The sequence below is a fragment of the Pseudonocardia nematodicida genome (assembly GCF_040105385.1).
Lineage (GTDB): Bacteria > Actinomycetota > Actinomycetes > Mycobacteriales > Pseudonocardiaceae > Pseudonocardia > Pseudonocardia nematodicida.
Genome location: NZ_JBEDNQ010000011.1, coordinates 94,830 through 116,695, shown reverse-complemented (window position 1 = coordinate 116,695; position 21,866 = coordinate 94,830). Strand labels below are relative to the sequence as shown.

The 21,866-nt window shown below is 73.3% G+C and carries 19 protein-coding genes and 1 pseudogene; 9 read left to right on the top strand and 11 right to left on the bottom strand.

The window, feature by feature from the left end; genetic code table 11:
• Positions 1-11 precede the first annotated feature (11 nt).
• Complete coding sequence (locus WIS52_RS24320) at positions 12-671, top strand: TetR/AcrR family transcriptional regulator (RefSeq protein ID WP_349300677.1); 660 nt, start codon at positions 12-14, stop codon at positions 669-671.
• Positions 672-703: 32 nt separating this feature from the next.
• On the opposite strand, the gene WIS52_RS24315 is transcribed toward WIS52_RS24320, so the two are convergent.
• The 5 genes and pseudogenes from WIS52_RS24315 to WIS52_RS24295 all read right to left on the bottom strand — a co-directional run bounded on the left by WIS52_RS24315 (position 704) and on the right by WIS52_RS24295 (position 5,999).
• The gene (locus WIS52_RS24315) at positions 704-2,386 is read right to left on the bottom strand and encodes an ABC-F family ATP-binding cassette domain-containing protein (protein WP_379610270.1); all 1,683 of its coding nucleotides are present in this window, start codon (positions 2,384-2,386) and stop codon (positions 704-706) included.
• Positions 2,387-2,758: 372 nt separating this feature from the next.
• Positions 2,759-4,513: a DUF222 domain-containing protein gene (locus tag WIS52_RS24310; protein ID WP_349300675.1), complete on the bottom strand. Its 1,755-nt coding sequence runs from the start codon at positions 4,511-4,513 to the stop codon at positions 2,759-2,761.
• Positions 4,514-4,678: 165 nt separating this feature from the next.
• The gene (locus WIS52_RS24305; RefSeq protein WP_349300674.1) at positions 4,679-4,951 is read right to left on the bottom strand and encodes a VOC family protein; all 273 of its coding nucleotides are present in this window, start codon (positions 4,949-4,951) and stop codon (positions 4,679-4,681) included.
• An 80-nt stretch (positions 4,952-5,031) separates the two neighbouring features.
• Positions 5,032-5,085: pseudogene (locus WIS52_RS24300) on the bottom strand (hypothetical protein); the annotation flags it as partial.
• Positions 5,085-5,999, bottom strand: coding sequence for an EamA family transporter (locus WIS52_RS24295; protein ID WP_349300673.1), 915 nt, complete (start codon positions 5,997-5,999; stop codon positions 5,085-5,087). The pseudogene WIS52_RS24300 and the gene WIS52_RS24295, both read right to left, overlap by 1 nt.
• 73 nt (positions 6,000-6,072) lie before the next feature.
• Here WIS52_RS24295 and WIS52_RS24290 point away from each other — a divergent pair, with 73 nt between their 5' ends.
• The gene (locus WIS52_RS24290; RefSeq protein WP_349300672.1) at positions 6,073-6,996 is read left to right on the top strand and encodes a LysR family transcriptional regulator; all 924 of its coding nucleotides are present in this window, start codon (positions 6,073-6,075) and stop codon (positions 6,994-6,996) included.
• Here WIS52_RS24290 and WIS52_RS24285 read toward each other — a convergent pair.
• From WIS52_RS24285 to WIS52_RS24275, 3 genes are all read right to left on the bottom strand, one after another.
• The gene (locus WIS52_RS24285; protein ID WP_349300671.1) at positions 6,993-7,415 is read right to left on the bottom strand and encodes a hypothetical protein; all 423 of its coding nucleotides are present in this window, start codon (positions 7,413-7,415) and stop codon (positions 6,993-6,995) included. The two genes, WIS52_RS24290 and WIS52_RS24285, sit on opposite strands and share 4 nt — an antisense overlap.
• 78 nt (positions 7,416-7,493) lie before the next feature.
• On the bottom strand, positions 7,494-7,943 hold the full coding sequence (locus WIS52_RS24280) for a GNAT family N-acetyltransferase (RefSeq protein ID WP_349300670.1): 450 nt from the start codon (positions 7,941-7,943) through the stop codon (positions 7,494-7,496).
• Position 7,944: 1 nt separating this feature from the next.
• A complete protein-coding gene (locus WIS52_RS24275) occupies positions 7,945-9,324 on the bottom strand; it encodes an NlpC/P60 family protein (RefSeq protein ID WP_349300669.1) in 1,380 nt (459 codons plus the stop codon).
• A 320-nt stretch (positions 9,325-9,644) separates the two neighbouring features.
• Here WIS52_RS24275 and acnA point away from each other — a divergent pair, with 320 nt between their 5' ends.
• Entirely contained in the window at positions 9,645-12,467 is a 2,823-nt protein-coding gene (acnA, locus tag WIS52_RS24270; RefSeq protein WP_349300668.1) for an aconitate hydratase AcnA, read from the top strand.
• A gap of 78 nt (positions 12,468-12,545) precedes the next feature.
• Here acnA and WIS52_RS24265 read toward each other — a convergent pair whose 3' ends face one another.
• Positions 12,546-12,920 (bottom strand): hypothetical protein, encoded by a 375-nt coding sequence (locus tag WIS52_RS24265; RefSeq protein WP_349300667.1) that lies wholly within the window; start codon positions 12,918-12,920, stop codon positions 12,546-12,548.
• 351 nt (positions 12,921-13,271) lie between these two features.
• On the opposite strand from WIS52_RS24265, the gene WIS52_RS24260 reads away from it, so the two are divergent.
• From WIS52_RS24260 to WIS52_RS24245, 4 genes are all read left to right on the top strand, one after another.
• Positions 13,272-14,117: a helix-turn-helix domain-containing protein gene (locus tag WIS52_RS24260; protein ID WP_349300666.1), complete on the top strand. Its 846-nt coding sequence runs from the start codon at positions 13,272-13,274 to the stop codon at positions 14,115-14,117.
• An 87-nt stretch (positions 14,118-14,204) separates the two neighbouring features.
• A complete protein-coding gene (locus WIS52_RS24255; protein ID WP_349300665.1) occupies positions 14,205-14,999 on the top strand; it encodes an alpha/beta fold hydrolase in 795 nt (264 codons plus the stop codon).
• A 43-nt stretch (positions 15,000-15,042) separates the two neighbouring features.
• Positions 15,043-16,083 (top strand): hypothetical protein, encoded by a 1,041-nt coding sequence (locus WIS52_RS24250; RefSeq protein ID WP_349300664.1) that lies wholly within the window; start codon positions 15,043-15,045, stop codon positions 16,081-16,083.
• Positions 16,080-17,621 (top strand): phenylacetate--CoA ligase family protein, encoded by a 1,542-nt coding sequence (locus tag WIS52_RS24245; protein ID WP_349300663.1) that lies wholly within the window; start codon positions 16,080-16,082, stop codon positions 17,619-17,621. Before WIS52_RS24250 ends, WIS52_RS24245 begins: the two co-directional genes overlap by 4 nt.
• A 225-nt stretch (positions 17,622-17,846) precedes the next feature.
• On the opposite strand, the gene WIS52_RS24240 is transcribed toward WIS52_RS24245, so the two are convergent.
• Together WIS52_RS24240 and WIS52_RS24235 are read right to left on the bottom strand one after the other, a co-directional pair.
• On the bottom strand, positions 17,847-18,527 hold the full coding sequence (locus tag WIS52_RS24240) for a GOLPH3/VPS74 family protein (RefSeq protein WP_349300662.1): 681 nt from the start codon (positions 18,525-18,527) through the stop codon (positions 17,847-17,849).
• An 88-nt stretch (positions 18,528-18,615) separates the two neighbouring features.
• Positions 18,616-19,365 (bottom strand): IclR family transcriptional regulator, encoded by a 750-nt coding sequence (locus tag WIS52_RS24235; protein WP_349300661.1) that lies wholly within the window; start codon positions 19,363-19,365, stop codon positions 18,616-18,618.
• Between the two features lie 169 nt (positions 19,366-19,534).
• Here WIS52_RS24235 and WIS52_RS24230 point away from each other — a divergent pair, with 169 nt between their 5' ends.
• Positions 19,535-20,911 (top strand): acyl-CoA synthetase, encoded by a 1,377-nt coding sequence (locus WIS52_RS24230; protein WP_349300660.1) that lies wholly within the window; start codon positions 19,535-19,537, stop codon positions 20,909-20,911.
• A 94-nt stretch (positions 20,912-21,005) separates the two neighbouring features.
• The gene (locus tag WIS52_RS24225; protein WP_349300659.1) at positions 21,006-21,836 is read left to right on the top strand and encodes a MurR/RpiR family transcriptional regulator; all 831 of its coding nucleotides are present in this window, start codon (positions 21,006-21,008) and stop codon (positions 21,834-21,836) included.
• The last annotated feature ends 30 nt before the right edge of the window (positions 21,837-21,866 follow it).

The following is a 21,866-nucleotide window of genomic DNA, read 5'->3' as shown; positions in this document are numbered from 1 at the left end:
GTGATCGTCTCGTGAGCGTCGACGTCCGTTGGTCTCCCCCGACCACCCCGGCCCGCCCGGCCCTCGACCGGGCCTCGATCGTGACCACCGCGCTCGCGATCGCCGACGCCGACGGGCTCGCCGCCCTCTCGATGCCCCGGCTGGCCCGCGAGCTGGGCTCCGCGCCGATGTCGCTGTACCGGCACGTGCCGAGCAAGGACGCGCTGGTGGACCTGATGCTCGACACGGCGCTCGGCGCGCCGCCGGACCTGGCCGGTTGCCCGCTGCGGCTCGGGTGCGAGATCTGGGCGACGGCGCTGCGCGACGTGCTCGACGAGCACCCGTGGACGGTCGGGCTGATGGCCGGTGACCGGAGTGCAGGTCCGGCCGAGTGCGGGTGGTCAGAGGCCCTGCTCGCGCACGTCGTCACCACCGGCCAACCGCTGCACACCGCGGTGGAGGTCCTGCACCTGGTGCACGGCTACGTGCGCGGCGCGGCGGCACTGGCCGGCGACCGGCTCCCGACGGCCGACGACCTGGAACGCTCGGGACGCGCCACCGAGCTGCCGGTGCTGGCCCGGCTGCTCGGTGGCGCCGTCGTCCGCGGGCCCGGCGGGGCGGAGCCGCTGTTCGACAGCGGCCTGCGCCGGACCCTCGACGCCGTCGAGGCAGCGTGCGCTCCGCGCTCGTGAGTGGTTGTCGCGGTCCTGACCGCGACAACCACTCACGAGCGGTGTGCCGCCAGTTCCAGGCGCGGCCAGTCGCCGAGGTCCCGGAGCAGCTGCCGGTCGTGGGTCGCCACGACCACCACCGCCGACGTCGCCCGTAGCGCCCCGGTCAGGTCGTCGACCAGCGCCGGGGACAGGTGGTTGGTCGGCTCGTCCAGCAGGATCGCGCTCGGCCGCCCGGCCAGCGCGAGCGCGAGGTCCAGGCGTCGCTGCTGCCCCTGGGACAGCCGCCCGACGGGGGTGCGCATCGCCTCGGCGTCCAGCAGCCCGAGTGCCCCGAGCCCGACGGCGTCGGCGTCGCGCGGCGCCCCGCTCGCCACCAGCCGCCCGACGTACCGGGCGTGCACCTCCCGGGCGGTGCGCTCCCGCTCCGGTCGCGACCCGGCGGCCGCTGCTTCCTGGACGACGGTCTCCTGGGCGACGGTCTCCTGGGCGACACGGACCACCCGGGCGCCGCGGGCCGTCCGCACGGTCCCGCCGGTCGGGTCGAGCTCCCCGGCCAGCACGGCGAGCAGCGTCGACTTCCCGGCGCCGTTCGGGCCGGTGACCAGCAGCCGGTCACCCCCGTCGAGGGTGAGGGTGAACGGTCCGGTCAGCCGCCCGGCGACGGCGACGCCGTGTACCCGGACCTGCGGTGAACCGGTGCGGACCTGCAGGTCCGGCCACCGCAGCGCGGGCGGCGGCGGTGGGAGGTCGACGCGGTGCGCGTCGAGGGCCTCCTGCTGCCGGTGCAGCGCCTGCACGACGCCCGGCGCGCGGGACTGGCGCTGGTGCTTCCCGGTCCCCTTGTCCGGGCGCCAGCCCGTGGAGAGCCGGTTGCGGGCCGCCGACACCGCGTCCTGCAGCCGCCGGTGCTCGGCCTGCTGCTCGGCGTGGTCGGACTCCCAGCGCTCGCGCTCCCGGCGCCGGGCGTCCTGCCAGCCGTCGTAGCCACCGGCGAACAGTCGTGGCCGGTCGTCGCGGGTCGGGTCCAGGTCCAGGAACCGGTCGGCGACGTCGCGCAGCAGCGCACGGTCGTGGCTGACGACAGCCAGCCCGCCGTGGTGCTCGCGCAGCATCCGGGTCAGGAAGTCGAGTCCGCCGGCGTCGAGGTGGTTGGTCGGCTCGTCGAGCAGGAGCACGTCGTGCCGGGCGCCGAGCAGGCAGGCCAGCCGCACCCGGTACCGCTGGCCCACCGACAGGGTCGACAGTGGACGGTCCCGGTCGGTACAGGCGTCCAGCGCGCCCAGGGCGACGTCGACCCGGCGTTCGGCGTCCCACGCGTCGAGCCGGGTGGCGGCCTCCAGCGCGGCGGCGTAGCGGTCGTCGGCCGCCGGGTCGGTGCCCCCGGCGAGGGCGAGCGTGGCCTCGTCGAGCGCGGCCAGCGCGGCCAGGCTCTCCGCGAGCGCCCCGGACGTGAGGGTGCCGACGGTCTCGCCGTCGCGTGTGGACAGTTCCTGGCGGGCGAGACCGACCGTGCCGGTGCGGTGCACGCTGCCGGAGTCAGGGACGAGCAGGCCGGCGAGGACGTGCAGCAGGGTCGTCTTGCCGCGGCCGTTCTCGCCGACGACGGCGATCCGGGACCGCGCGGAGACGGTGACGGACACGTCGTGCAGGACGGTCCGGGACCCGCGGGTGAGGGTGACGCCCTCGGCGCGGACGTGGGCGCCGGCACCCGCCTCGAGGGCGGGGGTGGGCAGCAGCGGTTCGGGGGTGGTGTGCACGGGGAAGCTCCGCAGCTCGCAGTGGAGCCGGGCAGCACAGAAGAGCCGCCCGGCGGAACCGGGACGGCGAGCGCGGATTCAGCAGGGAGTGGGCGCCGCCGTCAGCGGGCGGTGCGAACCTTCTGCGACCAGATGCCTCGTGCCATGCGTCGTACCGTACATGTCCGACCCGGGCGGTTCGCCGGGGTTCCGGTCGGGGACGCGATGGCGCGCAGCGCGACCAGCACCGGTAACCGGTCGATCTCGCGCTCGTGCCATGCGATCGGTCGCGCTCCGTACTGCCGGCTGGGTCGCCGATCGGTCCTCGCGCGGAGCGCCCGCCGATTCTCACCGTCACCCGAGCCACCGTCAGAACGGCGGCGGCATGTCCGGGTCCGCGACGACCTCACCGGGGTCCGCCGGTGTCTCGTCCGGAGGGGCCGCGGGTGCGGCCGGTGGTTGGGGTAGTGGGTCGGTGAAGGGTGTGTAGTCCTTGGGGTAGGTGGTGCGTGTCCAGCCGCAGGGGCTGATCCATTCCAGGCCACCGTCGGGCAGTGAGATGGCGTGCCAGCCGGGGGCGTCTTTCAGCTTGTGGGTCCCGGTACAGAAGCCGTGCAGGTTCTCGGCGCTGGTGTGTCCGTGGTGGCCGCCGCCGAAGGGGATGTGGTGGTCGAGCTCGCGGATGTCGCGGGTGCAGAGGGCTCCGCGGCAGTGGCCGTCGCGGGCGCGGACGTGGTCGTCGAGGTTGGCCGGGGGCGCGTAGGTGCTGCGCCCGTAGTCGAGGCACTGCCCGGTGACCGGGTCGGTGACGATGCGGGCCAGTGTGCCGCCGGCGGCCAGGGCGCGGGCCGTCACTGCGGGGATGGGTCCGTGGCCGGCGAGTTCGGCGGGGCGCTCGGAGCCCAGGAGGGTGTCGAGGCCGACCACGACCTGGATCAGGGGTTTGCGCCCGATCACGGTGTTCGGGTCCGGCTTGGTGGCCAGGGCCTGGGCGACCGCCGCGGCGATCACCTCCCGCGAGACGATCGCCGCGGGGGCGGCAGGCGCGGTACCGGTCTCGGACTGCCGGGCCTGTCCGGTCGTGTCCTGGCCGTTCGTGCCGTGGGCGCCGGGTCGTGTGTCGGGCTGTGCGGTGGTGTGGGTTCCGTCGTCGCCGCCGGAGTGGTCGGCGGCGTCGGGCGGGACCGGGGTGCCCTGCGCCGCGGCGAGCACGCTCGCCACCGCGGACTCGACCGCGCCCAGGTCGGTGACCGACATCGTGCCCTGCAACAGGTGGTGGGCGATGTCGACCCGGCGCTGGTCCAGGGTGCGGGTGTCCTGCGTACCCAGCGAGCGGGCCATCCGGTCCACACACCGCCAGGAGGCTTCGGTCTGCTCGGCGGTCCCGGAGATCCACAGCGATCCCATGCCCTCCTCACCGCGGCTGATCGACATCCGCCGGTCGGCCTTGGCGACGGCATGCCGGCGTTGGGCCCCGTCAGGGTCGAGGCGGGCGATGGCGCGCCGGATCCGGTCAGACAGCTGACGGCGGGTCGCCTCCCCGGCGCCGGGCAGCACGGCCGCTTCGACTTCGCGGGCCAGGTCGTCGGAGAGCACGGTGGTGGCGTGAGAGATCTGGTCGGCGCGGCGTTCGTCGATCCGTCCGGCCTCCCACGCGGCCAACGTGGCGGGCAGGACGTCGGTGAACCGGCGGGCGCGCCCGATCAGCGACAGGGCCTCCTCACGCGAGATCGAGAACACCAGAGAGATCTGGTCGGGCAGCCAGCGCGAGACCGGACAGACCGCTCTCGGGTCCGCATCAGGTGGGGCGGCGCTGCTGCCGCGCGGGTAGCGGGCGGTGAACACCCCGACCATCCGCATCGTGATCGCGGCGAAGCTTTCCCGCAGCCGTGCCGCGCTCTCGGCGAGAGCGAGCAGCTCGGTGTCGGTGCACAGTTGCGGGGCGGCCGCGGCGGTCTGGACCTGCAACGCCAGCCCGGGCCCGACCGGGGTGTCGGGCAGCGTCGCGAGTCCCCAGGGCTCGTCCGGGTCGTCGAGCTGGTCGCAGAGTTCCCGGCACACCGAGGGCGGCCAGCCGTGCGCACACAGCTCGACCGCGAGTAGCGGGCCGCCGACGTCGCTCATGTGTTCGAGTATAGGCCTCCGGCCAGCACTCTGATGGCCACTGAGCGCACGAACGCGACCACTTGGCGACCAGCAATCGCAAGCATCGCCCGCCCTCGATCGAAGCATCCCGTGAGGAGTACCGGAGAGCTCTCGCCACAGGATCGAACTACCCTCAGGTACCCCTCACGGACTCCCTGGTTCTGAGGAGAGGAGATCCCAGCGGTTCCCGGCGACGTCGCGGAACACCGCGACCGTCCCGTAGGGCTCGGCCCGGGGCGGGGCCTCGAACTCCACGCCGAGCCCGCGCAGCCGGGTGTACTCGGCGGCGACGTCGTCGACCTCGAGGAACAGCCCGACCCGGCCGGCGAACTGCCCGCCCACGACCGCCTGCTGGCGCTCCCCGTCCGCGCGCGCCAGCAGCAGGCCGGTCTCCTCGCCGGGCGGCCGGACGACCACCCATCGCTTGGCGCCCCCGTCACCGAGCTCGTCGACGGTACGTCGGAGACCAGCTCGAACCCCAGGACGCCGACGAAGAAGGCGATCGCCTCGTCATAGTCGTCGACGACGAGGGCGGAGTGACGGAGCCGCATCACGCCACCGTCGCATCCACATCGGTCACCCGTCGCCGTCGCGCCGGTGCCGACGCCGCGAGCACGCCGCCGACCACCACCGCACCCGCGACGAGCTCCACCACCGACGGCCGCTCCCCCAGCAGCACCATCGCCAGCGCCATCCCGACCACCGGCACGAGCAGCGAGTGCGGGGCGACGACCCCGGCCGGGTAGCGCCGCATCAGCGCCGTCCACATCGCACCGGCGACGACGGTGGCGACGACCGACAGATACCCCAGCGACGCCAGCGCGGGCAGCCCGTCCCAGGAGAACATCGCGCCCACCGCGATCCAGCCCGTCGCCGGTCCCTCGACGACCGCGGACGCGACCAGCAGAGGAACCGGCGGCACGACCGTCATCCACATCGTCAGGTGCAGCGGATCGACGCGGTCGCCGTCGCGTTGCGCCAGCCGGTTGCACAGGTTCCCGGACGCCCAGCCCAGCGCGCCCAGCAGGGTCAGCACCACCGGCAGCACGGCCGCGGCCTGCGCGCGGACCAGCGCGATCGTCACCAGCCCGGCGACCGCGACGCCGATCCCGGCCCACTGCCGCCCGCTCACCCGTTCCCGCAACAGCAGCGCGCCCAGCAGCAGCGTGAACGGGCCGGACGCCTGCAGCACCAGCGACGCCAGCCCGACCGGCATCCCCGCGCGCAGCCCGAGGAACAGGAAGAGGAACTGCAGCGTCCCGAACCCCAGCCCGAACCCGATCAGCCAGCGCAGCGGGACCCGGGGCCGGGGCACGAAGACCAGGGCGGGCACCGCGAGCACCAGCATCCGCAGCCCGGCCAGGAAGATCGGCGGGAAGTACTCCAGGCCGACGTGCATGGCGATGAAGTTGGCACCCCACAGCACGGCGACGACGACGGCGAGGCCACGGTCCCGGACGGTCACGCTGCAGACTCTCGATCACCGAGCACCGTGCAGTCCAGCGATCGATACTGCAGTGACGTTGTAGCGTTGCTTCATGGACGTCCACCGGCTTCGGCTGCTGCGCGAGCTCGCCGTCCGCGGGTCGGTCACCGCCGTCGCGCAGGCGTCGAACCTCACGCCGTCCGCGGTGTCCCAGCAGCTCAAGGTGCTCGCCCGGGAGGCCGGGATCGCACTGACCGTGCCGGACGGGCGCGGACTGCGGCTGACCGAGGCCGGCGCCGCCGTCGTCGCCGGGGCGGACGAGGTGCTGACCGCGCTGGGACGGCTGGACGAGACCGTCGCCGGGCTGCGGGACCACCCGCTCGGCACGGTGCGCGTCGCGCTGTTCCCGTCCGCGGCCCGGTTGCTGCTCCCCGGGCTGCTGCGCCGCACCGCGGACCGCGACGGCCTGGTCCTGCGCTGCCGGGACCTGGACCTGCGGCCGGACGAAGTGCCGGCGGCCGCGGCCGACGCCGACGTGGTCGTCACCCACCACGACGAGCGACTCGACCCGTTCTCCGGCGGACGGCTGCGGGTGCGCTCGCTGCTGCGCGAGCCGCTCGACGTCGCCCTCCCGCCCGGGCACCCGCTCGCCGCGCGCTCCGCGGTCGAGCTGACCGACCTGGTGGACGAGGACTGGATCTCCGTCGAGGTCGGGTGGCCGGTCGACGACGTGCTCCGCTCGCTGGGCCTGGTCTCCGGCACCGCACCCCGGATCGTGCAGCGCATCAACGACTTCTCGGTCACCGAGGAGCTCGTCGCCGACGGGCACGGGGTGGCGCTGCTCCCCCGCTTCTCGACCGACGACCGCGGCGGGACCCGGCTCGCCCTGCGCCCGCTGGCCGGGGTGCGCGCGGCCCGGCTGGTGCGGGCGGTCTGCCGGCCGGACGCGGCGACGCGCCCGGTGGTACGTCTGGTGCTCGACGAGCTCGCCGCCGAGGCCGACGCGGTCCGGCGGGCCCGGACCTCGTCGAGCTAGTCCGCCTCCCGTTCGCTCCCGGCATTGCCGCTCCCGGCGGCTTCGCTCCCGGCGGTGTCACGGTGCCGCAGCGAGAGGACCTGGCGGTGCAGGCGCCGGTTCTCCGCCCGCAGGGCCGCGACCTCGCAGCCGGCCGACTCGTGCAGCCGGCCGAGCTCGTGCTCCAGTTCGCGGACGCGGGCGGTGAGCGCGTCGTTGTCGCCGTAGGTGTGCCGGAGAGCCCGGCGGACGCCGACCAACAGCGGCCGTCGCCGCTTCCCGACGTCCCGCCCGTCCGCCGCGAGGTGCATCTCCGGTTCCCGGCGCCGAAGACCCCGGCCGAGGGCGTCGCGCGGGTCGTACTGCGGATCCGGGAGCCGATGGCGCGCGTCGCCGGTGCCCGGCATGGCCATGTGCCGCCCCCGCTCCCGTGCCGTCATGATCCGCTCCATCCGTCTTACCGATACGGTGACGACAACACAACCATGATCTCGAACACGCCGGCCCCCGAACGGCGGTCAGAGCACGCGGCGGAACCGGTACTTGTCCAGACCCGCACCGTCGTGGTCCGGAACCGGCCCCTCGACGTCGAACCCGAGGCTCCGGTGGAACCGCAGCGAGCCCTCGTTCTGCGGTGAGGTGATGGCCTGCAGCTCCGAGCACCCGTGCGCGCGGGCGATCACGGTGAACCGGTCGTAGAGGTCCCGGGCCAGCCCGTCCCCGCGCAGGTCCGGCCGCACCCCGACGAAGTGGATGTAACCCACCGCGGGTTCGGACGGCGACGGGAACCCGATGAGGAAGCCCGCGAGCGGCCCGTGCGCGGTGTCCTCGACCGCGACGAGCGAGGTCCGGTGGAAGTGGTCCAGGAACATCCGCGGGACCAGGCCGTGCACCGGCCGTCCCCACCAGTCGTCGACCACCCCGACGATCGCCGGGTGGTCCCCGGGCCGGGCTGCGCGCACCCGCACGTCAGAACATCCGGGTGACCTTGTTGAGCCCGCCGTACCGGACCGGCGAGATCTTCACCGACGCGCCGGAGTACGGCGCCTCGATCATCTTCCCGTCACCCAGGTACATCGCGATGTGGTAGGTCCGGCCGTTGCGCGCCCAGGACAGCATGTCCCCGCGCCGCATGTCCGAGACCGGCACCAGCCGTCCGGCGTTGGCCTGGTTGCCGCTCCACCGGGGCAGGTTCACCCCGATGCCGGCGAACGCGTAGAGCATCAGCCCGGAGCAGTCGAAGCCGACCTTGTTGTAGTCGCCGTGCCGGTCCGCGGCGCCGCCGTCGCGGATGCCGCGGCTGGGACCGCGGGCGGTGCCGCCGCCCCAGGCGTAGGTGATCCCGATCTGGGCCATCGCCCGGTCGATCACCGTCTCCATCGCGGCAGAACCGGTCCGGGGCGGTGCCCCGCCGCCGCCGCCACCCGGGGCCGGGGCCGGGGCCTGCGCGATCCGGGCGCGCGCCTCCTCCCGGGCGCGCGCCTCGGCCTCCGCGGCCAGCCGGGCCTGCTCGGCCTGCCAGGCCCGGTAACGGTCCCGCTGCGCGCGCAGTCCGGCGTCGGCGTTCTCGGCGGCGTCGAGCTGCTGCCGCACACTCGCCTGCTCGGCGAGGACGTCGTCGAGCAGGCCCTGCTGCTCGTCGGCGGCCTCCGCGGCCTCGACCAGCGCGCGGTCGGCCGCGTTGCTCGCCTCCTCGGCCGCGGCGCGGCGCCGGTCGGCCTCCTCCTGCGCGGCCCGGGCGAGCGAGTCCGCGTTGGCCTGCGCGATCCGCGCCTGCTCCAGCTCCTCGAGCACGCCTGCCTGGTCCTCGCTCAGCGCGTTCGTGAGCCGGGCCCGGTCCATGAGGTCGTCCGGGTCGGTGGCGCGGGACAGCAGGCCGAGCGGCCCGAGGTCGAGGCCGTGGGTGTAGACGTCGCCGACGAACGCGTCGAGCCGGGTCCGGGCGTCGTCGACCGCGCGGCCGGCCTCCTCGGTCGCCTCGCGCGCCTCGGCCGCCCGCGCGGCGGCGGCGTCGGCCTCCGCGCCGGCCGCGTCGGCGGTGTCCCGGGCCTCCAGGGCCTGCTCGTTGCGGCTGGCGACCTCGATCCGCAGGTCGTCGGCCTCGGCCTCCAGCTCGGCGAGGCGCGCGGTGAGCCGGCCGACCTCGGCGGCACGGTCCGAGACGTCCTGCCGGCTGCGCTCCAGCTCGTCGTCGTCGGGGTTGGGCGGCGGAGACGGCTGGCCCGGAAGTACTGCTGCGGCGGGAGCGGCCGCGGCCACGCCCACTCCCGGGCTCGCCAGCACGACGGCGGCGAGCACCACGAGCACACCGACGGCGGTCGGTGCGGGCCGGCGCGTCTCGCGCGTCACGATCGATGGCCTCCGGACAGGCGGGGAGCGGTCGAAGATCACGCGCAGCCTGCCAGCCGGATCACACGCACCACGTCCGACACACCGGGCACTCCGGCCACGTCCTCCACTCGGGCGAGGGCGGCAGGGTGAACGAGCGGCGTGACGTGCCGTACCCGGGGTCGACCACTTAATAGGACAGGCGTACTGTTTGAGGCCGAGGGTCCGCGCTGCCGCTCACCGGGCGGTGCGCGAGACTCGCCGACGACGCCGGTGGGCACGTGCGAGACGTCCACCGCTCCGGACGACCGACACGCCCACCACCACGGGAGGACCACGCAGTGGCCAGCACCGACAGCTTCGGCGCCAGAGGACAGCTCGACGTCGGGGGCACCGGTTACGAGATCTTCCGGCTCTCCGCGGTGAAGGGCGCCGAGCGCCTGCCGTTCAGCCTGAAGGTCCTGCTCGAGAACCTGCTCCGCACCGAGGACGGGGCCAACGTCACGGCGGACCACATCAACGCCCTGGCGAACTGGGACCCCTCCGCCGACCCCGACACCGAGATCCAGTTCACCCCGGCCCGGGTGATCATGCAGGACTTCACCGGCGTCCCCTGCGTCGTCGACCTGGCGACCATGCGCGAGGCCGTGACCGAGATGGGCGGCGACCCGTCGAAGGTCAACCCGCTGGCGCCGGCCGAGCTGGTCATCGACCACTCGGTGATGATCGACTTCTTCGGCACCGCGGACGCGTTCGAGAAGAACATCGAGTTCGAGTACGGCCGCAACAAGGAGCGCTACCAGTTCCTGCGCTGGGGCCAGGGCGCCTTCGACGAGTTCAAGGTCGTCCCCCCGGGAACCGGCATCGTGCACCAGGTCAACATCGAGAACCTGGCGCGGGTCGTCATGCCGCGCAACGGCCAGGCCTACCCGGACACCCTGGTCGGCACCGACTCGCACACCACGATGGTCAACGGCCTGGGCGTGCTGGGCTGGGGCGTCGGCGGTATCGAGGCCGAGGCCGCGATGCTCGGCCAGCCGGTCTCGATGCTCATCCCGAAGGTGCTGGGCTTCAAGCTCACCGGCGAGATCCCCACCGGCGTGACCGCCACCGACGTGGTGCTGACGATCACCGAGATGCTGCGCCGCCAGGGCGTCGTCGGGAAGTTCGTCGAGTTCTACGGCGAGGGCGTCGGCTCGGTGCCGCTGGCCAACCGCGCTACGATCGGCAACATGAGCCCGGAGTTCGGCTCCACCGCGGCGATCTTCCCGGTCGACGAGGAGACGGTCCGCTACCTCAAGCTCACCGGCCGCTCGGCCGAGCAGATCGCGCTGGTCGAGGCCTACGCCAAGGAGCAGGGCCTCTGGCACGACCCGTCCCGCGAGCCGGTCTTCTCCGAGACCCTCGAGCTGGACCTGTCGACGGTCGTCCCGTCGATCGCCGGCCCGAAGCGCCCGCAGGACCGGATCGAGCTGACCGACGCCAAGTCGTCGTTCCGCAAGACCGTGCACGACTACACCGACGACGACGTGGCGGCCACCCCGCTGGGCAAGATCGACGAGTCGAACGACGAGTCCTTCCCCGCCAGCGACGCGCCCGCGCTGTCCTTCAGCGACGACGACGCCGCCCCGGTCGTGCTGTCCGCGGCCGACGGCTGCGAGGGCCGCCCGTCCAAGCCGGTCACCGTGCGCTCGGACTCGCGCGGCGAGTTCGTGCTGGACCACGGCGCCGTCGTGATCGCCTCGATCACCTCGTGCACCAACACGTCGAACCCGAGCGTCATGCTCGGCGCCGCGCTGCTCGCGAAGAACGCCGTCGACAAGGGACTGTCGGTCCGGCCGTGGGTCAAGACGTCGATGGCGCCGGGCTCGCAGGTCGTCACCGACTACTACGAGAAGGCCGGCCTCTGGCCCTACCTGAACAAGCTGGGCTACAACCTGGTCGGCTACGGCTGCACCACCTGCATCGGCAACTCCGGGCCGCTGCCGGAGGAGATCTCGGCCGCGGTCAACGAGAACGACCTGACCGTCGTCTCGGTGCTGTCCGGTAACCGGAACTTCGAGGGCCGGATCAACCCGGACGTCAAGATGAACTACCTGGCGTCCCCGCCGCTGGTCATCGCCTACGCCCTGGCCGGCACGATGGACTTCGACTTCGAGAACCAGCCGCTGGGCCAGGACACCGACGGCGGCGACGTCTTCCTGCGCGACATCTGGCCCTCGACCGACGACGTCAACGCCGTCGTCGACTCGGCGATCGACTCGGACATGTTCGAGAAGAGCTACTCCGACGTCTTCCGCGGCGACGACCGGTGGCGCGCGCTGCCGACCCCCGAGGGCAAGGTCTTCGAGTGGGACGAGCAGTCCACCTACGTCCGCAAGCCCCCGTACTTCGAGGGCATGGCCACCGAGCCGTCGCCGGTCACCGACATCTCCGGGGCGCGGGTGCTGGCGCTGCTCGGTGACTCGGTGACCACCGACCACATCTCGCCGGCGGGCGCGATCAAGCCGGGCACCCCGGCCGCGCAGTACCTGGACGAGCACGGCGTGGAGAAGAAGGACTACAACTCCTTCGGCTCGCGGCGCGGCAACCACGAGGTGATGATCCGCGGCACGTTCGCGAACATCCGGCTGCGCAACCAGCTGCTGGACGCGATCGTCGACGGCGGGGTGTCGGGTGGCTACACCCGCGACTTCACCGCCGAGGGCGCGCCGCAGGCGTTCATCTACGACGCCGCGCAGAACTACGCCTCGGCCGGCACCCCGCTGGTCATCCTGGGCGGCAAGGAGTACGGCTCCGGGTCGTCGCGGGACTGGGCGGCCAAGGGCACCGCGCTGCTCGGCGTGAAGGCCGTGATCGTCGAGTCCTTCGAGCGGATCCACCGGTCGAACCTGATCGGCATGGGCGTCATCCCGCTGCAGTTCCCCGAGGGCGAGTCCGCGACGTCCCTCGGCCTGGACGGCACCGAGACGTTCGCCATCTCCGGGATCACCGAGCTGAACGACGGGAAGACCCCGAAGTCGGTGACGGTGACCGCCACGAAGGAGTCCGGCGAGACGGTGGAGTTCGACGCGAAGGTCCGGATCGACACCCCGGGCGAGGCGGACTACTACCGCAACGGCGGCATCCTGCAGTACGTGCTGCGGGGCATGCTCACGAGCTGACGCGCAACTCCCACCACACGCGGAGCCCGTCGCCCTCCGGGCGGCGGGCTCCGTCGTGTTCGCCAGTAGCGCCGGCGCTCAGTCCTCCTGGCCGGGCCGGAGACGGTGGCGCGCCTCCAGCGCGAGGTGCGCCGACAGCGCCGACCGGAGCGAGTTCGCCGCACTCGCCAGCCAGGGGCCGACGGCATCGTCCTCGCGCTCGACGCCGTCCGGCCTGCTGCGCGCCTCGCGCACCGCGGCGAGCGCCCGGATCGCGGCGGCCGACACCGTCGCCAGGTCCTCCTCGATCCGCGATATCAACGTCCCGGGGGGACTGTCGGTCAGCCCCTGGAACTCATCACGGGTCGCGCGCCACTCGCTGTGGTGCCTGGCCTGCTCCCGCACGAGCAGCACGTCGACGGCGAGCGAGTCCGGTACGACACGGCCGCCACGGGACAGCATCTGTTCTGCCAAGGAAGTGATCCCATCGTCCGACGCATCGGGGCGCGACGCGTCGCCGGTCGCCTGCTTCCGCTGATCGATCGCTATCAAGCCGGATCACAAGTGCGTCCGCAACGAACACCGGCAGGGATATCCCCGCGAGGGGCATCCCTCACAGGGTGGGTGAGCACGCCGAGTGATCATCGTGCTCACCACGACCGCACGATTCACGACTCTGTGTAGCGCGAATACATTCATACCCGAAGAATTACCGGTGGTGTGAATCACAAGATCGATATGCGTTACCCTCCTCCAGTGCGGCTGCTCCCCCGGGACAGCGCCATGTCCTTCGAGGAATCGGCCCGGTGGAGAGGTACGCTCGACATGCCAGCGCGGAATTCCCGCCGCGGAGCCGACGACATCGGCGGGACCGGCGCTCCCCCGGCACTCGAATCGCCGTCGTTCGGATCGTTCCTGCAGCAGCTGCGTGCGCGCTCGACGCGAGGCCGGCGGCGCGGCGGCGGGATGAGCCGGGCCGAGCTGGCCACGCTGGCCGGTCGCGGGGTCAGCTACATCACCAAGCTCGAGCAGGGGGAGGCCCAGGCTCCCTCGGCCGCGGTCGTCGAGAGCGTGGCGGACGCGTTGCAGGTCACCGGCGCCGAGCGCGCGCACCTCCACGATCTGAGCACCTACCGCCCGGCACCGGCCGGCACCGCGCACCGCTCTCCGGTCTCGGTCACCGACGCGAACAGGATCTACGTCGACAACCTCGCTCCCGCCCTGGGCGGCTTCGTCGACGTCGCCTGGAACGTGCTCTACGCGAATGGGGCCTACACGCGGGTGTATCGCCATATCGACGATCCGGGCGTCGGCAACGTGCTCGTATGGCTCTTCTTCGTCCCGGACAGTCGCCACATCATGGTGGAGTGGGAGCAGGAGGCATTGCTCACCGTGTCCTGGCTCCGTGCACTGATGGTCCGGAACGAACGCACCGGACCGGACTACACAACGCTCATGCACCGACTGGCACGATCGGACGAGTTCCTGACGATGTGGCGACGCGGCCAGGTGGCGCTGGCCCGGCACAAGGACGAGATGCTCGTCCGGGACCTCGACCGCGGAACCGTTCTGCACCTGCACGCACAGGTGCTCACGTGGCCGGAACCGGGCAGCTCGTTGCAGCTCTACCTCGGTGTCGACGTCACCGGGAACGCACTCCCATCCCGTTGATCGACAACGGTTGCGCGGGTTCCGGGTCGTGCGGTTGTGTACCGGTGGACGGTGCGTCGCCGCATTCCTACCGTGGGGGTCCACTGCATGTCGACCGTTTCGACCATCACCCTGGACAGTCGCACGATCGCCGTTTCCGACAGCGGCGGGACCGGATATCCGCTCCTCCTGGCCCACGGATTCGGGCTGGACTCCTCCATGTTCGGCGGCCAGGCCGATCTCGCGCCGTCCAGCCGGGTCATCGCCTGGGACGCCCCCGGGCACGGGGCGAGCCCGGTGGGCCCGGAGCCGTTCACGTTCTGGGACCTCGCCCGTACCCAGATCGAGCTGTTGGACGCACTCCGCATCGAGCGCGCCGTGGTCGGCGGGGTCTCCCAGGGAGGGTTCATCGCGCTCCGGACGGCGCTGGTCGCCCCCGGCCGGGTCTCGGGTCTGGTGCTGATGGACACGGAGTCCGCGGCCCTCGGCGCGGAGGACGCCCAGAGCTACGGCCGGCTGTTCGCCGCACTCGCCGAGTACGGGCCCACTCCGGAACTGACCACCGGGCTGGCGGCTCAGATCGTCGGGGACCACCCGGCCGCGGAGAAATGGGCCGGCGTGTGGCGCGAGCGCGGCGTGCCCCTCGGGGCGCCGGTCGACTGTCTCGTCCATCGCGACGACGTCACCGACCGGCTCTCCGGCATCACGGCGCCGGCTCTGGTGCTCTGCGGCGAGAACGACCACTCGATCCCGCGGGAACGGCAGGAACGGATGCGGCGGGGACTGACCGGTGCCGGTGAGCTCCACGTCGTCCCCGGGGCCGGACATTCGCCCGCGCTGACCCATCCGGACGCGGTCAACCGGCTCCTCGAGTCGTTCCTGGACGACGTGCTCGGCACGTAGCTCTACGGATCCGGGAGGCGGCCGGGGCCGGGAGGCTCCCGGCATGCTCCCGACACCGGAACCGTGGCCGCTGCTGCTCGACGAGGCCCGGGCGTACCCGTCCCCGCACAACTCCCAGCCGATCACCGTCCGGGTGCACGACGGGCGGCGCGCCGAGCTGCTCTACGACCTGCGACGCGGGCTGCCGGCGGAGAACTTCGGGATCCCGTTCGGCAACGTCTGCGCCGGGGTCTACCTGGAGTCGCTGGCGACCGTGGGGGCCGCGCACGGCTGGTCGGTGACCCCCGACCTGCGCGGCGAGGACCTCGACTTCGGTGCCACCGCCCGCCACCAGTCGCTCGGCACGGTCACGCTCACCCCGGCCCCGGTCATCGATCGCGCCCGGGCCGACCTGGCCGCGTTCCGCCGGCGGCGCACCTCACGGCGGCCCTACCGGAACATCCCCGTCGACCCGGCCGTGCTCGCCGAGGCCACGACGATCGCCGCCGACGCCGGCCACCACTTCGGACACACCGCGCGGCGGGCGCTGGTCGGCGACCTGGTGCGGATCAACCAGGAGACCCTGTTCGACGACCTGCGCGACGACGCCGTGCACGCCGAGATTCTCGCCTGGATCCGCACCTCCGACCGCCAGGCCGAAGCCACCCGGGACGGGCTCTCGGCCCGGACCCTGCTGCTGCCCGGCCCGCTGCTGGGCTTCGCGCTGCGCCACCGGGGGATGTGGGACCTGCCGCTGGCCGGGCCGCTGCTGCGCCGGATCTACCTGAGCACGATGCGTGGCGTGCGGGAGCTGGGCTGGCTGACCGGCCCGTTCGCCGGCGCCGCCGACCACGTCGCCGCGGGCCGGGTGTTCCTGCGGATCTGGCTGGCCTTCACGAAGGCCGACGTGTACCTGCACCCGTTCGGCACGGTGATCACCAACCCGCGCTCGCACGAGGCGTTCGTGTCCGCGGCCGGGATCGACTCCGGCGAGAACCGGATGGCCTGGATGCTGTTCCGCTACGGCCACAGCGCCGAACCGCCGCCCGCGCTGCGGCGCGAGCTGTCCGCGATGCTGCTGGACGGGAACGGAGCCCCGGCATGAACCCGCTGATGTGGTGCCACGAGGTCGTCGTCGACCTGCTCGGCCGGCGCCCGGACACCCACAAGCTGCTGCTCGCGCCCGGGATCGAGCCGCTGCGCTGGCGGTTGGGCCGGCGGCGGGCCCGCCGGACCTTCGAACGCAGCGCCCGCCTCGTCCCGGCCTACCGGGACTTCCTCGCCGAGCGCGGCGTCCCGGCGCGGCTGCCCGACGACCGGGCCTTCGACGGCGTCCCGGAGATGGACAAGGACAGCTACATCCGGCCCTACTCGATCACCGACCGGTGCGTGCGCGGGCGGATCCCGCGCCGCGGCGTCGTCGTCGACGAGTCGTCGGGCTCGTCCGGGACGCCGACGAGCTGGGTGCGCGGCCCCGTCGAGCGGCGGGCGGCCCGGGAGCTGCTGCGGGTCGGGTTCCTGCGCACCGCGGCGACGCTGCGCAAGCCGCCGTTCGTGATCAACGCGTTCTCCCTCGGCGCCTGGGCCACCGGGATGAACGTCTCCGCGGCGCTGACCGGCGTCGCCGTCGTGAAGTCCGTCGGCCCGGACCGCGACAAGATCATCAACACCATGCGGGAGTTCGGGCCGGACTTCACCTACGTGATCACCAGCTACCCGCCGTTCCTGAAAGGACTGTTCGACGACGACCGGCTCGACTGGTCGGCCTACGACATCGTCTGTGCCTTCGGCGGCGAGGGCATCAGCGAAGGGATGCGGAACCGGATCCTGGAGACCGCGCACTCGGTGATCGGCGCCTACGGGGCCAGCGACCTGGAGATCTCGATCGCCACCGAGACCCGGTTCACGATCGCGCTGCGCCGGGCGATCGCCGCCGACCCGGCGCTGTCGAGAGAACTGACGAAGCAGGACGACTACGGCCTGCTGCCCAACATCTTCCAGTTCAACCCCTACGCCTACCTGATCGAGACCAACGACGACGGCGAACTGCTGATCACCGTCAACCGGCATCAGAACCTCAGCCCGCGGATCCGCTACAACATCCACGACCGGGGCCACGTGCTGCGGATCCGCGACGTGCTGCCGGTGCTGCGCCGGTACGGCCTGCGCGAGGTACTCGACGCCCGGGAGCTCGACCTGCCGCTGCTGCTGCAGTACGGCCGCAGCGACTCGGGAGTGGACTACAACGGCGCCGTCGTCCCGCCGGACGGGCTCCGGGACGCGATCAACGCCGATCCCGAGCTGCTCGACGCCGTCGAGAACCACCGGCTGGTGTCCTACGAGGACGACGCCGGGGACCGGCAGCTGCACCTCGCGCTGCAGCTGGCCGACGGCCGCGACGTCGCCGACCGTGCGGCCGCCGCGCACCGGCTGGTCACCGCGCTGCGCGGGGCCAACGGCGACCTGCACAACGCGATCCGCACCAGCGCGCCCGGGACCGAGCCGACGGTCGGGTTCTACCCCTTCCGGACCGGCGTGTTCACCGGCGACGGCGCCCGACTGAAGAACGAGTACGTCTGGCACCTCGACGCCGTCGCCGCCCGCGGGTCCGGCGTGGACCCCCAGTTCACCGCCGAGCGGTGAGGGCCGTACGCCACCTTCCACCCGCCGTCCCCGCCCTGCGCGACCCGTCGTCGGCTGCCGCGACCCGTCGGCTGCTGCGCGACCGCCGCAGAGGGTGCGGCGCGCGGCGGCGCGTCGCGGTGGAGGCCGACGGGTCGCGGCGGCGACGGAGGCACCGGCGCGGCGACGGACGGCGAGGTCCCACCGGGACGGCGGGGTGCCGTGAGCGGGGGGCGCGGGCCGTGGTCAACGGGCGGTGGCCGACGTGGCCACGACGGCGGCGCTGGCCGCGGCGATCGCGACGGCGGTGTTCAGCACCGCGTTGCTCACCGCGCCGGCACCCCAGTTGCCCTCCTCCAGCGCCTTCGCCCGCTCGATCACCGCGGTCGACCAGCGGGGGCGGGGGTGCAGGGACGGCAGGGTGCCACTCGCCGAGATCAACCCGATGACGGCGGCGGTGTGCGCGTCCGGCTCGGCGCCGTTCTCCAGCACGTCGACGACCCGCTGCCGCAGTTCGGTCTCGTGCCGCGACGCGGTCGAGGGCAGCCGGGTGGTCGGGATCAGGCCGAGCAGCTTCCGCTTCTCCCGCCGGACCAGACCGCGCTCGACGAGCCGGTCGGTCAGGACCTTCCAGAGATCACCCAGCTCGGTGAGCAGCGCCTGGACGCGGCGGGGCCTGCGGGCGACGACGTCGTACGCGGACTGCAGCACCGGGTCCGGGAGCGGACCGTCACCGACCGCGACGACCATCGGGCCGCCGAGGCCGGCCCGGCTCTCGTCGGCCTCGACCCGGCCCAGCAGCGCCAGCTCGACGAGGACGGCGCCGCCGAGCGCGTAGGGCAGCGTCCCGGCGTTCGCGGGCGTGCCCGACGCGTCGTCCATCATCAGCATCAGTGCGTCCTCGACGATCAGCGTGTCGTCCCGCATGTCCGTCCCGGACCGCTCGGTGCGACCCGGGGACCAGTCGACACCATGCCGCGGCGGCACGGTCAAGCGTCGTACCCCGGCCGGGGCGTCAGACCGGGGCGCCCAGCTCGCGGGAGATGCGGGCCGCGGCGTCGGCCGCGGCGCGGCCGTGGCCGTCGAACACCGCCTCGGTCATCCGGACGGTCGGCCCGGAGACCGAGAGCGCCGCGGCGGGCGCGCGGTCCGGTCCGAGGATCGCCGCGCCCACCGCGGCGATGCCCTCGCTCAGTCCCTGCGGGTTGATCGACCAGCCGCGCGCCCGGACCTCGGCCAGCCGGGCCCGCAGCGCGTCCGGGTCCACGACCGTCCGGGGTGTGACCGCTTCCAGCGGACCGGCGGCCAGGTGCGCGTCCACAGCGGACTCGGGGCAGGCAGCGAGGTAGGCCTGTCCGGTCGCCGAGGCGTGCAACGGGATGCGCTGCCCGAGCGGCAGGAAGGCCCGCAGCCGGTGCGCGGTGTCGAGCCGCTCGACCAGGACCAGCTCGCGGCCGTCCGGCGCGGCGAGGTGGATCGTCTCCCCCGTCGTCATCTGCAGCTCGTGCAGCACCGGCAAGGCCCGCTCGCGCAGCTCCCCGGCGTCCCGCGCCCGGTTGCCGACGGCGAACGCCCGGTAGGTCAGGAGCCAGCGGGCCCGGTCGTCGGTGCGGCACCAGCCGACCTCGGCCAGCGTCAACAGGCAGCGCTGCACCGTGCTCTTCGGCAGCCCGACCGCCCGGGTCAGCTCGGACAGCCCGGCCGGTTGCCGCTCCCCCACCGCCTCCAGCACCCGGATCGCGGAGACCACACTCCCCGTCGCCATCGCTGCTTGACCCCTCCGACTCGCTGACCTAGCGTCGCTGTTGGTCCATCAGGTGAACCACTGTGCCAGCAGATGGACCGCTCGGGAAGTGGCTCGCGCCGGCGCGGCCCCGTGTGGCCGGTCGCGGGTGTCATCGACCGCACCACCCGCACGGAACCGGAGAACCTCGTTGCTGCTCACCTCGCTCACCGCCGCGCACGATCTGGAACGCGCCGTCGTCGTCGGCGACGACGCGCTGTCCCGGGCGGACCTGGTCGACCGGGCCGGGCGGTTCGCCGCCGGCATCGACGGCGACGGGCCGGTCGCCGTGCACGCGACGGCCTCGATGGACACCGTCGTCGCGATCGCCGGTTGCCTGCTGTCCGGGGTCCCGGTGGTGCCGGTGCCGCCCGACTCGGGCCCCGACGAGCGCGCGCACGTGCTGCGCGACTCCGGTGCCACCGCGTGGGCCGGGGAGCTCCCGGACGGCGTCGACCTGCCGGTCGTGCGGCCGGGGGGCACGGCCCTGGCGCCGCGTGAGGTCGACCCCGAGCAGGTCGCGATGCTGCTCTACACCTCGGGTACCACCGGGGCACCGAAGGGCGCGCAGCTCACCGGCCGCGCGATCGCCGCGGGCCTGGACGGGCTGGCCGAGGTCTGGGAGTGGACCCCGGACGACACCGTCGCGCACGGGCTGCCGCTGTTCCACGTGCACGGGCTCATCCTCGGTGTGCTCGGCTCGCTGCGCCTCGGGTCGCGGGTGGTGCACACGGTCAAGCCGCAGCCCGCCCGCTACGCCGCCGCGGGCGGCACCCTCTACTTCGGGGTGCCGACGGTCTGGAACCGGATCGTCTCCGAGCCGGAGTCGGCGCGCGCGCTGGGCTCGGCGCGGCTGCTGGTCTCGGGCAGCGCCCCACTGCCGGCGACGCTGTTCGAGCGGATCGCCGAGCTCACCGGGCAGGCCCCGGTCGAGCGGTACGGCATGACCGAAACGATGATCACGCTCAGCGCCCCGGTCGACGACCGCCGGGCCGGCTGGGTCGGGCGCCCGATCCGCGGCGCGGAGACCCGGCTGGTCCCGGCGGAGGACGGCGGGGAGGAGGTACCGGACGACGGCGAGAGCGTCGGCCGCCTCGAGGTCCGCGGGCCGATGCTGTTCGAGGGCTACCTCAACCGCCCGGACGCCAACGCCGAGAGCTGGGCCGGCGACGGCTGGTTCCGCACCGGCGACCTCGCCGTCCGCGACGCCGGCGGGTTCCACCGGATCGTCGGCCGCGAGTCGACCGACCTGATCAAGTCCGGCGGGTACCGGATCGGCTCCGGCGAGATCGAGGCGGCACTGATGGACCACCCGGGGGTGTCCGAGTGCGCCGTCGTCGGGGCACCGGACGCCGACCTCGGCGAGCGGATCGTGGCCTACGTCGTCGGCGAGGGCCCCGCCGACGCGTTGATCGACCACGTGGCGTCCCGGCTGTCCTGGCACAAGCGCCCCCGCGACGTCGTGTTCGTGAACGCGTTGCCGCGCAACCCGATGGGGAAGGTGCAGAAGAAGCTGCTCGGGCGGTAGCACCGGACGGCCACCTCCGCGACACGGTCTATTTGCACATTTCTTTGCAGATCGACCCTGCTCTGCAAGTGTCTTTGCACCTAGCGTTCCGGACGTGGCCTTCCGGGAACTGATCGACACGCACGGTCCGCGGCTGTCCCCCGCGGACCGGGCGATCGTCGACGTGCTGTTGTCGCACCCCACCGAGGCGGCGTTCCTGCCCGCCGATCAGGTCACCGAACGGGCCGGGGTGCACGTCGCCGCCGCGACCCGGCTGGCGAAGAAGCTCGGCTGCACCGGCTACCCGCAGCTACGCGAGCTGTTCCGTTCCGAGCTGCTCGACGGGACCGACGCCGCCGGCCGGGTGCAGCGCCGTCTCGACCGCGCCGACGACGTCCTCGGCGGGCTCGTCTCCGACGAGACCGCGGCTCTGCGGGAGCTGCCGGCTGTCGTGCCCGCGGACCGGCTCGACGCCGTCGCCGGCCGGGTGCTCGCCGCGCGCCGGACCCTGGTCTTCGCCCGCGGCAACGCCACCGTGCTGTCCGGGATGCTGGCCCGCCGGCTGCGCCGGTTCGGCCTGCTCGTCACCGAGCTGCCCGGCGCCGACCGCGATCTGGCCGAGGAGCTCATCTCGCTGGGCCCCGACGACCTCGTCCTCGCGCTGGCCTTCCGCCGTCCCCCGCGCGCGCTGCCCCCGCTGCTGCGCACCGCCGCCGAGACCGGTGCACCGGTCGTCGTACTGACCGACCTGCCCGCGACGTTCGGGACGGGCGAGGACCTCGACGTCCTGCTCGCCCCGCGCGGCAGCAGCGCCGAGTTCCAGTCCCTCACCGCACCCATGGCCGTCGCCAACGCGCTCGTGCTCACCCTCGCCCGGCTCGCCGGGGACCGCACCACACCGGCCCTGCAGCGGCTCGACGAGCTGCTGGACCGCTTCGACTCCTGACCCTCCTTCACGACCCCACACCGACCTCTG

Coding starts and splice junctions, on each gene's coding strand:
- WIS52_RS24240 (WP_349300662.1), bottom strand. CDS start 18,527: ATGCGGGACGACACGCTGATCGTCGAGGACGCACTGATGCTGATGATG.
- WIS52_RS24290 (WP_349300672.1), top strand. CDS start 6,073: ATGGACGTCCACCGGCTTCGGCTGCTGCGCGAGCTCGCCGTCCGCGGG.
- WIS52_RS24235 (WP_349300661.1), bottom strand. CDS start 19,365: ATGGCGACGGGGAGTGTGGTCTCCGCGATCCGGGTGCTGGAGGCGGTG.
- WIS52_RS24285 (WP_349300671.1), bottom strand. CDS start 7,415: ATGACGGCACGGGAGCGGGGGCGGCACATGGCCATGCCGGGCACCGGC.
- WIS52_RS24250 (WP_349300664.1), top strand. CDS start 15,043: ATGCTCCCGACACCGGAACCGTGGCCGCTGCTGCTCGACGAGGCCCGG.
- WIS52_RS24310 (WP_349300675.1), bottom strand. CDS start 4,513: ATGAGCGACGTCGGCGGCCCGCTACTCGCGGTCGAGCTGTGTGCGCAC.
- WIS52_RS24260 (WP_349300666.1), top strand. CDS start 13,272: ATGCCAGCGCGGAATTCCCGCCGCGGAGCCGACGACATCGGCGGGACC.
- WIS52_RS24245 (WP_349300663.1), top strand. CDS start 16,080: ATGAACCCGCTGATGTGGTGCCACGAGGTCGTCGTCGACCTGCTCGGC.
- WIS52_RS24255 (WP_349300665.1), top strand. CDS start 14,205: ATGTCGACCGTTTCGACCATCACCCTGGACAGTCGCACGATCGCCGTT.